Here is a 14,206-nt window from a genome sequence, read left to right as displayed (position 1 = left end):
TTTCACAAAAAAAACAAACGGCACAGGACTTTTCCCATGCCATTTCAGATTTCATTTTTATTCCTGTTCTTGTCTTTGAACTAAACTAAATGACATTGGCCACATGGTAGCCCTTCTTTACGCTAACTGGCAGTATAATTGATAAGAATTAAAACCTTCTTGCATAGAAAGCGTATAAAAAGAGATGGATTTTAATTAGGTGAGGTTGAACCAATGAAAAAGATTATGGTTGTAATATTGGTATTGGGAATTATAGGGATTGGAAGTTATTTTTTATTTTCAGGCGACGAAGGATTTGACATTACGGTCAAAAATCAAACGAACATAGAAATATCAGGCTTATATTTGACCTATCATAAAATAAGCACAGATATTGAAATCCCCTCAATCTCATCGCACAAAGAATTTAAGTTTAATGTAACTCCAACCCCAACTGAAGATTTTGGAGAGAACACAATGGAACTATATTATAAAGACCATAAAGGACAGATACATACAGAATATGTTTTTGGATATTTTGAAAAAGGTTATTATGGGAAAGCAACTATAACTTTAAAATCTGTTGATGAAAATGGAAAAATTCAAATTGAAGTCGACGAGAAATTGTTCGACTAACCCGCGTCATGACCGAGATTCCCATTAAGCTAACGGGTACGACAGTGGAGGAGCTTATATGCGGCAGCTCCTTTTTCGTTTGTTAAAGTAACTGGCAGGATAACGTGGTGGCTAGCTTGAAATAATGAATGATATTGAGAGGTACAATTACGAGATAATTCTATAAGTGAGGGAAGCAAATGAAATATGAGTATCGAACACCTCTTCTGCTTGAACGAATTATCAATTGGGAGCGAGAGTTTGCCTGTGAAGTAGAGTATTTAGAGAAGCCAACTGGCCTCTTCCTAGGTATTGATTTTAATGAGAAGGAAGGGTATTTTTGCACACCAATTGACTCTTTTTCTTTTGCTCGTACAGGAGGGGATGGGCTGCATTACGTTCTGTTAACCGATTTTGGTCTAGTTAAAGACTTAAATGAAGCGCCTGTGATCCGAATTTCACCGATGGATACAGAGAGCATACGGCTTGTTGCTCCAAATCTTTCTGACTTTTTCTCATTACATTTCTTCGATGAGCTTTTATTGTTAAATGAATATAAGAGCGAAGAGGCATATCTTGAGAGTATTCGTGAGGAAGAAGCAAATGATCTAAATTCAGAATGGTTTGATCATGACCGCTGGAAACGAGAGAAAGCGATGGTGGTAAACGAAGTACAGGAAAAGTTCAATCTATCGCCTATTCCAAACGCTTTCCAATACCTTCAAGATATACGGTTTGAACGGCAGTTACAGATTTCAATTTCTACGGAGGATTCTCTAGGTATATTGCCTTTGACCCCAGTGATCTCTCCCGACAACGAGGCAATGCTTGCTTCCATTCGTAACTTGCAATTTTCAGCCTGTTCCAACAGAGTTTTGGTTGAGAGCCACGCAAATGAACTTATTCAGTTGGGAATGACGAATGAGGCAGAATCGTTACTTACTCGTTTGTTGCGCTAACGGATACAAGAGCTTAGTAACAACCGTCCAAGGAGTGCAATATGGAGAACTGGATTGAACTTACTCAAACTGAATACGATCAGGCATGGGAATTATTTTACAATCGCTTCAAATTCAAGCCCAGTGATTCGCCAGAAAATTGGCCTAGTATTCAAGTAATTGATGATCAGTATGTAACATTCGCGTTATCGGATACATGGGATAACGCTGAAAACCTCGATGAATACTGCGTTAATGTATTCCAAAGCTTAGTTGCGAAAGAAGAGTACATTTACGCTTTAGATTGGCAGCATGATTGTTTCTGGTATAATCCTCATCTACCCAATGGAGATCGTGAGTGGACTATACCGTTTTATCCTGACGGAGATTACTATATTTTCTTTCCCAAGGACTTAAAATGGTGTTATTTCAGCCATCCTTGGGAGCGTTCTGTCACCTTGATTATTAATGAATTAATACTGGCATTTATTAAGCAGAAACCTCTAATCTTTGATGAAATCATACGACGAGGTTAAGCTAACGGGTACGTTACTTAAATAGGGATCGCCTGCTGCCGCGCATTCAGACGATCCCTATTTTTGTTGAAACGGTGAACGATTAAGTGATGAGAAATCGGGAATGACTTGGGAGGTCGGATTTTTAAATTCAACATCGAGGGGCTGGAACTGGGTAGGTGGCGGAGAAACTTGGAATGATTTTGTGACACAAACCGAATATGACGAAGGATTAACAAAAGGATTCAAAAGAAGCATAACCTCCATGTATATCAGCTTTAAAGAGGGCACACCATTTCCACTGATATTTGGAACCACCATAAATCCACGATTCTTGACCTCCGACATTAATAGGCTCGTGTCCAATGACACAAAAGTGCCTACATAAACCAATTTGAAAAAGCTTGAGAAATCAAGCTTTTATTTTTTTATGTAGGGAGATTTGTGTCAGCAAAAAATGCACAAAAGTGCCTAATTGTAGTATTGTGACACAAAACTACCTACATTGTAGGATTCCGAATCTTGGCAAGAAACCACAGATGGATCAGAGTCTTAATTAAGTGCGCTGCAGCACCTGATTATCATTATCTCATTCACTTCAGCCAACTTTCAATCATGTTGTAAAAAAATGGGAGTTACCAAACTGCAGCGTTAAACTAAACGGGCAGTTATATTCAATAAGTAAGATTTTGGCGTTAAGTTTTATGCAACGCTAGTGTGCTTGGATTGCTTATTTCATACCAATATCTTTGAAACTCTGCCCGTTCATGTCACTTAATATATCTACATATGTTATATATATTGACAATTTTTAGTTTGATCATTAAAATAATGATTTAAAATCAATTGGATATTTGAGGGGGAGCAGGCGATGAATGAGTTCATGACGGATACGGCCCATGGTTATGTCCCTTTGCAGCCTGAAATAGAGTGGCATACGGCTGATTATAAAGAATACAAAGCGCATGGCGACGCGCGCCACATCCCTGCTTTATTTTATCAATTTCGCTCCAAAAGCGTGGGATCTCCAGATTTCGTCGCGATTCCGGACGGTCATGTGGACATGTTATTCAGTTGTGACGCTAGTCAGCCTGACATCCAGGTGTACGGCTCCGTGCTTTCCAGACACACGATCACCTTGAAAAGAAATACCGTTTACTTCGGTGTTCGTTTTCTCTCCCTACATGTAACAGGTAGATCGAAAATTGATATGAAGGATTTGATTAGTCAATCTTGTCCATTATCAGATTTTATCTTGATGACTAATAAGAGCGTCGAGCCTATTCTTACGGCAGCAACGTTCTCTGAAAAGACACGCTTGTTCAAGGAAATACTTGGTGAAGTCTTAACTATTCAGCAGGATTCACGCTTAGTCCGCTTTGCGTTAAATCAGATGATTATGGCGAAAGGGAACATGAGTGTAAAGGATTTGGCGACCGAAACGGCGTATTCGGAACGCTATCTCCGCAAGCAATTTGAGCATTTCGTTGGCTTATCTCCTAAGGTGTTTAGCCAGATTACGAGATTCCAGCATGCTCTAAACGGGCTGATCGAAAATCCGCAATCCACAGCGATTTGGGACAGCATTTCGGAAAATGCCTTTTACTATGATCAGCCGCATTTCATCAATGAGTTTAAAAAGTTCTATCAAGAGACGCCGCATGCTTGGATGAAGCGTTGTTTACAGGGGTAAAGAATAGAAAGGACCACGACGTGGTCTTTTTTTATGTGTTCATGTCATGAAACCTGACGCAAGGGCCGATTTTTCCAATATTTCCGCAAAACCTTCTAGTATACTAACCACATCGAGATTAACTTCACTTTATAACAGAAGGGGACTACACGAATGAAAATTGCTAATTCTTTTAAAAAGAGTTTAATCGTTGGCACCATACTGACAATGGCGATCACGCCATTCATGCCATTTGGTTCGCATCAGGCTTATGCACATGGCGGCAGCTTTGAAGACGAATACGTAGCATTACGACAAACGCTTGAGGAATTTGGAGCTGCGGTGTATTGGGATGAAACGTCGAAGACGATTCAAGTCGTTAAGGACGGCAAAGTGGCTCAGCTCAATTTGAATAGTGCAAATGTGAAGGTGAATGGAAAGCTGCTTACACTCGTTGGGCCAGTTGTGATGAAGGATGGCATCACGTATGTGTATCATGATTTTATCAATGAAATTTTCCAAGCTGACGTTGTTTCAAGCGTTCGTATATCGAATGACACCAACCCATTGAATCCACTGACGTCCAAAGAGATTGAAGGTGCGCTCAGTATTGTAAAAGGATCAGAAAAGTACAAAGAGACGATGCTTTTTACGGAAATTTCTCTGAAACCGCCAGTGAAAAGCGATGTGTGGAGCTATGTGCTAGCAGACGGCAAAAGCAAAAGTTTACCGAGAGTTGCTCAATTCGTTGCTATGGACGGTAAGCAAGTGATTGAGGGTGAAGTAAATCTTGCTGATGCGAAGCTATCCAAGTGGGAAACCAAGGAAGGCGCACAAGGAATGGTCACCCTTGACGATATGATTACGGTTCAAAGCGTCATCGAAGGGGATGCGGATTACGCGGAAGCAGTCGCGAAGCGAGGCATTTCCGATATCAAAAAAGTCGTGACAACACCTTTGACGGTTGGTTATTTTGGAGGAGAAGACGATCTAGTTGAGGATGCCCGTCTCTTGAAAGTTGTTTCCTATTTGGATACAGGAGATGGTAACTTCTGGGCTCACCCAATTGAAGATTTAGTCGCTGTTGTCGACCTGGAAAAGAAACAAATCATTAAAATAGAGGATAACGGGGTTATCCCGGTTCCGATGCAAGCCAATCCGTATGATGGCCGTAATTTTGCGGATAAGCTAGCCCAGAAGCCACTTGCGATTGAGGAGCCAGCGGGCAAAAATTACGATGTAACTGGAAACATGATCTCCTGGGGGAACTGGGATTTTCACTTGCGCTTGGATAGTCGGGTTGGGCCGATTCTTTCGACAATGACGTATAACGATCAAGGGGAGAAGCGGAAAGTCATGTACGAAGGCTCACTTGGCGGCATGGTCGTACCTTATGGGGATCCGGATATTGGTTGGTATTTCAAAACGTATTTTGATTCCGGGGAGTATGGTATGGGGACATTGACGTCGTCACTTGTCAAAGGGAAGGATGTTCCTGACAACGCCATGTTGTTAGATGCTGTCATTGCTGACACTCAAGGGAATCCACGTACTATTCCGAATGCGATGGCTGTTTTCGAACAATATGCGGGACCTGAGTATCGCCATGATACGATGTCGGCGCAAGGTACCGATAGTAAAGAGCGCAGAGAGTTGGTCGTTCGTTGGATATCTACGATCGGCAATTATGATTATATTTTCGATTGGGTGCTTCAACCGAATGGTACGATTAAAATTGATGTCGGTGCCTCCGGGATTGAAGCGGTCAAAGGTGTCGTAACCAACAATATGCACGATTCAACAGCGGTTGAAGATACGAAATATGGCACACTGCTCGATAACCATATTGTGGGAACAACGCATCAGCATATTTATAATTTTAGACTCGATATGGACGTAGATGGAGAGAATAACTCCTTAACGGAAATTGATCCAAAAGTTGCTGAGAATACGGATGGCGGACCGCGTAAAAGTGTTATGATCACCGAGCACAAAACCGTTAAAACGGAACAAGAAGCTACGCAAAAATTCGATCCTTCCACGATCCGAATTCTAAGCAATCCGAATAAAGAGAACAAAGTTGGTAATCCGGTCTCCTATCAAATTATTCCTTTTGCTGGCGGTACACATCCGATTGCGAAAGGTGCACTATTCAGTGCTGACGACTGGCTGTTCAAGCGTGCAGGCTTTATAGATAAGCAAATTTGGGTAACAACCTACAATCCTGATGAACGATATCCAGAAGGCAAGTATCCAAATCGCGCGGCGAAGGATACAGGTTTAGGTCAATTTACAGCGGACAACGCGTCGATTGAGAACACAGATGACGTGGTATGGATCACGACGGGAGCTACACATGTGGCTCGTGCTGAAGAATGGCCTATTATGCCAACGGAATGGGTCCATGCGATGTTGAAACCGTGGAATTTCTTCGATAACACACCGACATTGAATTTGCCTTAAAAGATGAAGAGAGGAGCCTTGCGATGCAAGGCTTCTTTGGTCATTTCCCCCGCCAGTTTCCATGTCAATAATCAAAAAAAAAAAACGCAACATCAACATCAACAGTGAAATTGCTGCTGATGTTGCGGCTTCCAAATGAAATGAGATGATAGCAGCGGCCCAGCGCCCGATTCTTCACATATGAGCCGTTTAAAAGGCTGTCGAAGTGGTAGGAAAGACGGCAAAGAAAGTTTTTTGTTGACTATAAATGTACTTTCGAATATAGTATCAACATACCCATACGGGTATATGTATAAGAGTGAGACGAGATGATAGGTTAGATGTTCATTTTTTTGGTCAAAAATATACCCTATGGGGTATTAGTGGAGGCCGAACCTTAGCGACCGAATTCTCGCCGATCCAATAAAACACAGAAAGGAGGATACCCAATGGATATCAATTGGATTTTAACGTTATTTGTAATCGGGTTCGTAGGATCTCTAGTTTCCGGGATGGTTGGGATCGGCGGCTCCATCATTAAGTACCCAATGTTGCTTTATATTCCACCTGCACTCGGCTTCGTTGCTTTTACAGCACAGGAGGTATCCGCGGTTAGTGCGATACAAGTGTTCTTTGCTTCACTAGCCGGAATATTCGCCTTCCGCAAAGGAGGATATATAAACAAATCTCTCGTTTTATACATGGGAGTTGCAATCGTAGTCGGCAGTTTCGCTGGTGGTTACGGTTCGAAGTTTTTGTCCAATGAAGCGATTAACATAACATTTGCAGTGCTTGCGCTGGTTGCTGGATTTATGATGTTCCTTCCCAAAAAGGGCGACGAAGAAGCTGATTACACGAAGCTGCGCTTTAACAAAACATTAGCAGCAAGTTTGGCCGTCCTAATCGGTATCCTATCCGGTATTGTAGGCGCAGCCGGAGCATTTATTACCGTGCCCATCATGCTCGTTGTCTTACGAATTCCTACGCGTGTTGCTATTGCTTCGTCACTTGCCATTACCTTTATTTCTTCAATCGGTTCAACAGCAGGGAAGCTAATGGGTGGTCATATGCTGCTTGTCCCATCGGTCGTCATGGTCGTAGCTAGTACAATTGCATCGCCACTTGGAGCGATGATTAGTAAGAGATTGAACACAAAGGTATTGCAATGGATTCTTGTGATTCTCATTGTCGCTACTATGGTCAAAATTTGGCTTGATATTTTGAATTAATGGAGGGCTACATGATGCAGTCGAATAAGGTTCGTTTACAACTGCCGTTCGAGGTGAAGAATCGGCTGAACCGCGGTGAGAAGTTTACCATTATCGATGTACGTGAACAGGATGAGTGGGAATCAGGGCATATACCGGAAGCGAAACATATACCGCTTGGTCAGCTGGAGTCGAGGCTTAACGAACTTGATCCAATGGAGTTAACAGTGGTTGTGTGCCGCAGCGGTAACAGAAGTAATATCGCATGTGATTTTCTGTTGGCCATGAATTATAACGTTATTAATATGCCGGGCGGCATGACCGCATGGCAAGGGGATATCCAGCACGGAAACTAATCACTTAGGAGGGAATGCTCACCATGAGAACTTTAAAGGTTGACCGGACGCTCGAATGCGAAGGTCTGGCTTGTCCTATGCCGGTTGTAAAGACGAAGAAAGCCATTGAAGAACTGAACACTGGAGAGGTGCTGGAAGTGAAAGCAACCGACAAAGGTTCAGTTGCGGATCTTCAAATCTGGACGAAACGAACTGGGCATCAATATATCGGGCTTAAGGAAGAAGCAGGTGTATTCCACCATTACATCCGTAAAGTAGATTCGTCAGAGCTAAATGAGGATGCGAAATTCCCTCATACGATTTCACTGGAAGATATCCGCACCAAACTCGCTTCTGGTAAAGAGCTAAACATTCTTGATGTTCGTGAGCCAGCTGAATATGCATTTGGACGGCTTCCGAGAGCGGTATCGATCCCGGCCGGAGAGTTAGAGACACGGCTTCATGAGCTGGGTCCGGATACAGAATATTATGTTATCTGCCGCACTGGCAGCAGAAGTGACTTGGCATGCCGTACACTGACGGACAAAGGTTTCTTAAAGGTGAAGAATGTGATCCCTGGTATGACAAAATGGACCGGTGATGTGGAGCAGGACATTTAGGCAGATGAAAAGATAAGACAAGAACCATCATTCTTAAAACTTAAAAATTCGGAGGATAAATCAATGACTAACAAACTTGCTATTATTGCCAGCAATGGTGGATTGTTCGATGCTTATAAAGTTTTCAACATAGCAACAGCTGCTGCCGCTACGGACACAGAAGTTACCATATTTTTTACTTTTGAGGGTTTGAACCTCATTCATAAAGAAACTTACGGACAACTGCCAATGCCGGCTGGAAAGGAGCATTTCGAGCAAGGTTTTAAAGCGGCGAACGTCCCATCCATTCCCGAACTTGTGGACATGGCACAGCAAATGGGCGTTAATTTTATCGCTTGCCAGATGACAATGGACGTCATGAATCTCACGAAGGAAGATTTCATTGAAGGAATTGAAGTCGGTGGAGCTGTAACATTCCTTGCTTCTGCTCAAGACGCTAGTGTAACGGTAACATTTTAACATCGATTTCTAGAGGAGGATAACAAGATGGCAAACCGCACGATTACAAAAATGTCAGCAAAGGAAGTTGCGCAACTTCTGCTTAATGGGGAAGAGCTGTTTATTCTCGATGTGCGTAATGAAACCGATTTTGCAGATTGGAAAATCGAAGGCCGCAACGTGGAGATCATCAATATCCCATACTTTGATTTAATTGATGGGGTTGATTTGGCGCTTGATCAAATTCCGGATGACAGACCAGTTCTCGTTGTCTGTGCGAAGGAAGGCTCCTCGGTGTTTATAGCTGAGCAAATTGCTGAAGCCGGTAGAAGTAACGTGTCATATTTGGAAGGAGGGATGAAGTCCTGGAGCGAGTACCTAGAGCCGGTTAAGGTTGCGGATTTGACTGGTGGGGGCGAGCTGTATCAGTTCGTACGAATCGGTAAGGGATGCTTATCTTATGTTGTACTATCCGAAGGTGAAGGGGGCATTATCGATACGAGCCGTATGATCGGTCAGTATGAAGCCTTCTTGCGAGTGAAGGATGCCAAGCTTGTGCATACGATCGATACACACTTACATGCCGATCATATTTCGGGAGGCCGGGCGTTGGCAGAAAAACACGGCGCGACGTATCACTTGCCCGAGAAGGATGCAGAGGAAGTGACGTTCCATTACGAGAAACTTGAAGAAGGCTCGAAGATCACTGTGGGCAGCGAGCAGATTATTGTTCATCCAATCTATTCACCGGGACATACAATTGGTTCGACTTCGTTCATTATCGACAACAGATATCTGCTGTCCGGTGACATTTTGTTTATCGAATCGATCGGACGTCCAGATTTGGCAGGCTTGGCTGAAGATTGGGTTGGTGACCTCCGCGAGACGCTTTACAAGCGGTATAAGAACCTGTCTGAGGATTTAATCGTTCTGCCAGCACACTTCGGTAAAGTAACCGAGCTTGGCGAGAAGGGGCATGTTTCTGGTCGACTCGGCGATCTCTATAAGGAGAACCCTGGTCTGAGCATAACCGACGAGGGAGAATTCCGTAAAACAGTCACCGAGAACTTGCCGCCGCAACCGAATATGTACCAAGAAATTCGCCAAACCAACTTGGGTAAAATCAATCCGAACGAACAACAACAGCGCGAGATGGAAATCGGTCCGAACCGTTGCGCCGTTCACGATAACTAATAAACTATTGGAGGAATAAAACGATGATGAGCGATAAATTGTTAGATGCAACTGGATTGGCATGTCCAATGCCGATCGTCAAAACGAAGAAGTCCATCGAAGAACTATCGTCCGGGCAAGTATTAGAGGTCCACGCCACAGACAAAGGTTCTCAAAACGATTTTGCGGCTTGGGCCAAAAAGACGGGGCATGAGATTTTAGATAGCAATGAAGAATCAGGGATCTACAAGTTTTGGATTAGAAAGGCTTAAATAAGACGGGGGAATGACCCAAAGTCATTCTTCTTTGTATCTTTTTTCGCACTGACAAACCCATACCTGTATATGTATAATTGAGAGGGTGATATCTTTATGCCGCAATTTGGAACTGCTGAAAAATCAACCATCGTACTTTTTAGCGGAGACCTGGATAAAGCAATCGCTGCTTTCATCATTGCTAACGGAGCAGCTGCATATGACCATGAAGTGACGATATTTTTCACGTTCTGGGGGCTGAATGCACTTCGAAAAGATCAGCTCGTAACGGTAAAGAAGGGATTGCTGGAAAAGGCGTTTGCATGGATGATGCCGCGCGGTTCAAAAAAACTTGGTATGCCGGCGTTGCAGCCTACTTAGGTGACGCAACAGAAGCGAGGGTAAACCTGTTCATTTAGGTCATTCACTGAAGGCACCTTTGAATATGGTGTATTGTATGGCAGGGAAGATTTGTTCATAATATACCTAATCACTTAAATACGAGAGGGTGTTCATTCATGAAATATGATGATGATGTGAAACGTCGATTGAAACGCATCGAAGGGCAAGTTCGAGGCGTTCTTAACATGATGGAAGAGAATAAAGACTGTAAGGATGTCGTGGCACAAATATCCGCAATTCGGAGTGCAGCGGACAAGGCGATTGCCTATATTGTTGCGGTCAATTTAGAGCAATGTCTTATTGAACAAATGGAACAAGGACAGCAGACAGGTCAGGTTGTGAAGCAAGCGGTTGATCTGCTTATCAAAAGCAGATAATGGGCATTTAACGGGCATATAGGGGAATGAGTATAAACATGGATACATCAACGATAATTAATATTCTCATCGTTATTATAATTGTTTGGTTCGCTTATCGACAATTCGCTCCTATCAAAGGAGTACGGTCTATTGGTTCGAAAGAGTTCGAGCAAGAGCAAAAATCCAATCGAGATGCTACCCTAATCGACGTTAGGGAATCGCATGAATTCAAGTTGGGGCATATTCCCGGTGCAAAAAATTTACCATTGTCCCAGTTAAAAACTAGGATCAATGAAGTTCCGAAGGATAAAACGGTATTTGTTTATTGCCAAAGCGGAATGAGAAGCAAACGGGCTGCGGTCTTGCTTCGAAAAAGCGGGATCCCCGACATTGTAAATTTGCAAGGCGGAATCATGGCATGGCGAGGGACTGTGCGGAAATAATGCTAAAAAAAAGCATGGAAGAATCGATAATTTCCCTGTTTTTTATGATATAAGCAAAATTGCGATTTAGCGATAGTTCGAGCAATTGATAATTTATATCTTTAGGTAAAGTATTAACGTAAACAATGCGGCCTGAATACCAGCATAGCTTTTTGTTCCGAGCATTTCTTGTGCAAGCAGAGCCCCACCGTGATCCCAACCCGGCCCGCTAAAAATTTGAGAAGCGATTACGATCATCATTGTTCTTTTGTAGAATTGACGCTGCTTCTCTGGTGAATCAACTTATTTCCTCTGCGAAATGATCGTAAGTTTAAGACGCGGGCTGAGGCCAAAAAGGCTGTATTTGAATACATTGAGCTGTTCTACAATCGGCGGAGAACGCATTCCTCCAACAATTACATCCCGCCATTACAGCTTTTTGAGGCGGTTTAATGAATAGACTAACGTTTGTAATGAGGCTTTCTTGCTGTCTACTTTATTAAGGCAAGGTCAGCTCAAGAAAAGTTTGAACTAACGGACACGGTAGTTCAATATTGGCTCACTTGAAAACACGAGACAAAACTATTATTCAATAGTTTTGTCTCGTGTTTTTTAATTAAGCAAAGTTGTATCGTATATTACAGCAGTTTTGTGTCGGCGCAAAGGAGACATCTTAAAAAGTGTGTTTTTTTTGCTTTCTACTGATTCGTAACAGAATATTCATTCTGTTACGAATCAGTTAAACCTTTATTTTCACAAATTAGGAAGGTGGTCTTTTATCTGTGTTTGGTGAAAAATATGGCTTTCGTCAGATCAGAACAACTGCTGCTAACTTCCGGATTAAGCTAACTGTGGGAAAGTTTTCTCGGAACCTTTTTTTTGTGTAGGATTACTTCTTTTTCAAGAAATATAAAACACCAGTATTAACAAAATAATTTACAATAAATCCGATTCCATAGTACATCATACCGAAAAGTTGAGCTAACCCATCCCTGACAAAATGTAACCACCACCAGCAAGCAGTACCATATAACAGAATCCCTAACCCAATGGATTGAAGCAAAGACTGACGAAAAGAATTTGTTTTTCTAAATCTAATCACTGCAAATATGATGACCGAAAGAAATGCTATGCCCAGTACACCAAAATATAATTGAGCTTCAAACTCGACTCTTCTCATCCATAAAATAAGTTTTAGACTGAGCCTAGAAATTTTAACAGCCACAGCCAAGGACGAGAAAATAAAGTCCTAGACTGTCGCTATTTTATTGAACGAATGTTCTCCAGTTGCTTAACGCCAGAGGCCACGGAGGTGGGCTGGATAACCAGCCCTTTACTCTAAGGAGGAAGGCGAATTCGATAACTGGGGTTCCGACTTTCATGACTTCCTTGGAATCATCGTGAATAGGTCAAGCCATGTCATGTACGTCGCACCTATCGTAGAAAAGCAAATTCAAATCACAATAGATAATTTGTAATTTGCATACTTGTTTAACTCTATTAAAAATTGGTTCAACACTTCATTTCTTTGGAACCTGCACTCAAGCAGATAACAACCCTCCCCGCTAATCTTATAATTATTGAGGATGTGTTCCTCTTTTGATTGTATAAATGAGAGATATGCTTGATGGTGCGTACCTGATATGTAGATATTAAGAAAGGCATACGTATAACATCCTAGTTTCGCGTGATTAACTTTAATGCTATATCCCTCTATAACGCCATTATCCTCAAGTTTCTCCACTCGGGCTGCTGCAGCCGGTCCTGTTAAGTGAACTCTTTCCCCTAATTCTTTCATTTTAATTCGGCTATTTTGACTTAGTTCTTCTATAATTCGTTTATCTGTTTGGTCCAACAAAAAGGAAGCTCCTTTCAAAAATAAAGTTAATCGGTCAAAACACTTTATTAAAACCATGTACTCAAATATTGCTTACAGTATAAACTTATCTTTGTCAGAAAACAAAAATGGAACTTAAGGAGAAGATATTAAATATGAACATTTCACATATTCGAAATGCGACAATCATTGTTCAATATGCAGGTAAGAAATTTCTAGTCGATCCCATGCTCGCAGACAAAGGTGCGTATCCTCCATTTCCTGCGGGGATCAATGAGGAAATGCGAAACCCTTTAAACGATTTACCAACGTCCATTGACCATATCATCAATGATGTCGATGCGGTTATTCTGACTCATTTGCATTTAGATCACTACGACGATGTAGCAAAAGAAGTGCTTCCCAAAAATATTAAAGTTTTTGTCCAAAATGAAGGTGATGCTAAACAAGTTAAAAGCGATGGCTTTCAGCAAGTAGAAATCCTTGAAGAAAATACGCTCTTTGATGGTATTCAGTTAATAAAAACACAAGGTGAGCACGGTAGAGGTGAAGAATTACTAAAAAATATGGGTCAAGTGAGTGGTGTTGTCTTCAAACATGAGACGGAAAAGACGTTATACGTAGCTGGTGATACCGTATACTATGAAGGCGTCAAAATTGAATTAGATACTCACAGACCTGATGTTATCATTGTAAACGCCGGAGATAACCAATGGCATGATTTCGGCTCACTTGTCATGGGCAAGGAAGATGTCTTCGAGGTGCATAAAAAAGCACCAGACGCCAAAATCATCGCTGTTCATATGGAAGCTGTTAACCACTGGACATTATCCAGAGAAGAACTAAAACGTTTCGGAGAAGAGAAAGGCTTTTCCTCCAGTTTGTTAGTTCCAGGAGACGGTGAATCGTACAATTTTTAATATGCACTACAACGGAAGAACTATGTGTAGATGAGGAGCACTGTGTGCATTGAAAATTTAGACCCGTTAAGGGTCTT

The 14,206-nt window shown here is 42.0% G+C and carries 16 protein-coding genes and 3 pseudogenes; 17 read left to right on the top strand and 2 right to left on the bottom strand.

Going from position 1 to position 14,206, the window contains the following annotated elements; all coding sequences use genetic code 11:
• Nucleotides 1-213 precede the first annotated feature (213 nt).
• From ASG81_RS19275 to ASG81_RS19210, 15 genes and pseudogenes are all read left to right on the top strand, one after another.
• On the top strand, nt 214-615 hold the full coding sequence (locus tag ASG81_RS19275; protein WP_056637827.1) for a hypothetical protein: 402 nt from the start codon (nt 214-216) through the stop codon (nt 613-615).
• Between the two features lie 179 nt (nt 616-794).
• Nucleotides 795-1,553 carry a hypothetical protein gene (locus ASG81_RS19270; protein ID WP_056637824.1) on the top strand — a complete coding sequence of 253 codons (759 nt, stop codon included), beginning with the start codon at nt 795-797 and terminating at the stop codon, nt 1,551-1,553.
• A 41-nt stretch (nt 1,554-1,594) separates the two neighbouring features.
• Entirely contained in the window at nt 1,595-2,068 is a 474-nt protein-coding gene (locus tag ASG81_RS19265; RefSeq protein ID WP_056637822.1) for a DUF2716 domain-containing protein, read from the top strand.
• A 103-nt stretch (nt 2,069-2,171) separates the two neighbouring features.
• A complete protein-coding gene (locus ASG81_RS31665; RefSeq protein ID WP_162255039.1) occupies nt 2,172-2,435 on the top strand; it encodes a hypothetical protein in 264 nt (87 codons plus the stop codon).
• Between the two features lie 483 nt (nt 2,436-2,918).
• A complete protein-coding gene (locus ASG81_RS19260; RefSeq protein ID WP_056637820.1) occupies nt 2,919-3,740 on the top strand; it encodes an AraC family transcriptional regulator in 822 nt (273 codons plus the stop codon).
• A 153-nt stretch (nt 3,741-3,893) separates the two neighbouring features.
• The gene (locus ASG81_RS19255) at nt 3,894-6,182 is read left to right on the top strand and encodes a copper amine oxidase (protein ID WP_056637817.1); all 2,289 of its coding nucleotides are present in this window, start codon (nt 3,894-3,896) and stop codon (nt 6,180-6,182) included.
• Between the two features lie 428 nt (nt 6,183-6,610).
• On the top strand, nt 6,611-7,390 hold the full coding sequence (locus ASG81_RS19250; RefSeq protein ID WP_056637814.1) for a sulfite exporter TauE/SafE family protein: 780 nt from the start codon (nt 6,611-6,613) through the stop codon (nt 7,388-7,390).
• 11 nt (nt 7,391-7,401) lie between these two features.
• The gene (locus ASG81_RS19245) at nt 7,402-7,725 is read left to right on the top strand and encodes a rhodanese-like domain-containing protein (protein WP_235548935.1); all 324 of its coding nucleotides are present in this window, start codon (nt 7,402-7,404) and stop codon (nt 7,723-7,725) included.
• 23 nt (nt 7,726-7,748) lie between these two features.
• Nucleotides 7,749-8,324: a sulfurtransferase TusA family protein gene (locus ASG81_RS19240; protein ID WP_056637809.1), complete on the top strand. Its 576-nt coding sequence runs from the start codon at nt 7,749-7,751 to the stop codon at nt 8,322-8,324.
• A gap of 63 nt (nt 8,325-8,387) precedes the next feature.
• Nucleotides 8,388-8,783, top strand: a complete 396-nt coding sequence (locus ASG81_RS19235; protein ID WP_056637806.1) for a DsrE/DsrF/DrsH-like family protein — start codon at nt 8,388-8,390, stop codon at nt 8,781-8,783.
• Nucleotides 8,784-8,810: 27 nt separating this feature from the next.
• On the top strand, nt 8,811-9,956 hold the full coding sequence (locus ASG81_RS19230; protein ID WP_056637804.1) for an MBL fold metallo-hydrolase: 1,146 nt from the start codon (nt 8,811-8,813) through the stop codon (nt 9,954-9,956).
• Nucleotides 9,957-9,979: 23 nt separating this feature from the next.
• Complete coding sequence (locus ASG81_RS19225) at nt 9,980-10,207, top strand: sulfurtransferase TusA family protein (protein ID WP_056637801.1); 228 nt, start codon at nt 9,980-9,982, stop codon at nt 10,205-10,207.
• A 99-nt stretch (nt 10,208-10,306) separates the two neighbouring features.
• Nucleotides 10,307-10,549 (top strand): annotated as a pseudogene (locus ASG81_RS19220) (DsrE/DsrF/DrsH-like family protein); the annotation flags it as partial.
• 158 nt (nt 10,550-10,707) lie between these two features.
• Nucleotides 10,708-10,968, top strand: a complete 261-nt coding sequence (locus tag ASG81_RS19215; protein WP_056637798.1) for a metal-sensitive transcriptional regulator — start codon at nt 10,708-10,710, stop codon at nt 10,966-10,968.
• A gap of 38 nt (nt 10,969-11,006) precedes the next feature.
• On the top strand, nt 11,007-11,393 hold the full coding sequence (locus tag ASG81_RS19210; RefSeq protein WP_056637793.1) for a rhodanese-like domain-containing protein: 387 nt from the start codon (nt 11,007-11,009) through the stop codon (nt 11,391-11,393).
• A gap of 114 nt (nt 11,394-11,507) precedes the next feature.
• Here ASG81_RS19210 and ASG81_RS32160 read toward each other — a convergent pair.
• Nucleotides 11,508-11,633 (bottom strand): annotated as a pseudogene (locus ASG81_RS32160) (MFS transporter); the annotation flags it as partial.
• A 66-nt stretch (nt 11,634-11,699) separates the two neighbouring features.
• Between ASG81_RS32160 and ASG81_RS30020 the strand changes: the two are divergent.
• Nucleotides 11,700-11,825, top strand: a pseudogene (locus ASG81_RS30020) (IS3 family transposase); the annotation flags it as partial.
• A gap of 1,000 nt (nt 11,826-12,825) precedes the next feature.
• Here ASG81_RS30020 and ASG81_RS19200 read toward each other — a convergent pair.
• Nucleotides 12,826-13,230, bottom strand: coding sequence for an Lrp/AsnC family transcriptional regulator (locus tag ASG81_RS19200; protein ID WP_056637787.1), 405 nt, complete (start codon nt 13,228-13,230; stop codon nt 12,826-12,828).
• A 134-nt stretch (nt 13,231-13,364) separates the two neighbouring features.
• Here ASG81_RS19200 and ASG81_RS19195 point away from each other — a divergent pair, with 134 nt between their 5' ends.
• Entirely contained in the window at nt 13,365-14,129 is a 765-nt protein-coding gene (locus ASG81_RS19195; protein WP_056637784.1) for an MBL fold metallo-hydrolase, read from the top strand.
• Nucleotides 14,130-14,206: the final 77 nt, after the last annotated feature.

Source organism: Paenibacillus sp. Soil522, from assembly GCF_001428245.1.
Taxonomy (GTDB): Bacteria; Bacillota; Bacilli; order Paenibacillales; family Paenibacillaceae; genus Pristimantibacillus.
Note: the sequence above shows the minus strand (reverse complement) of the source record. Positions and strands in the feature narration are given on the sequence as shown.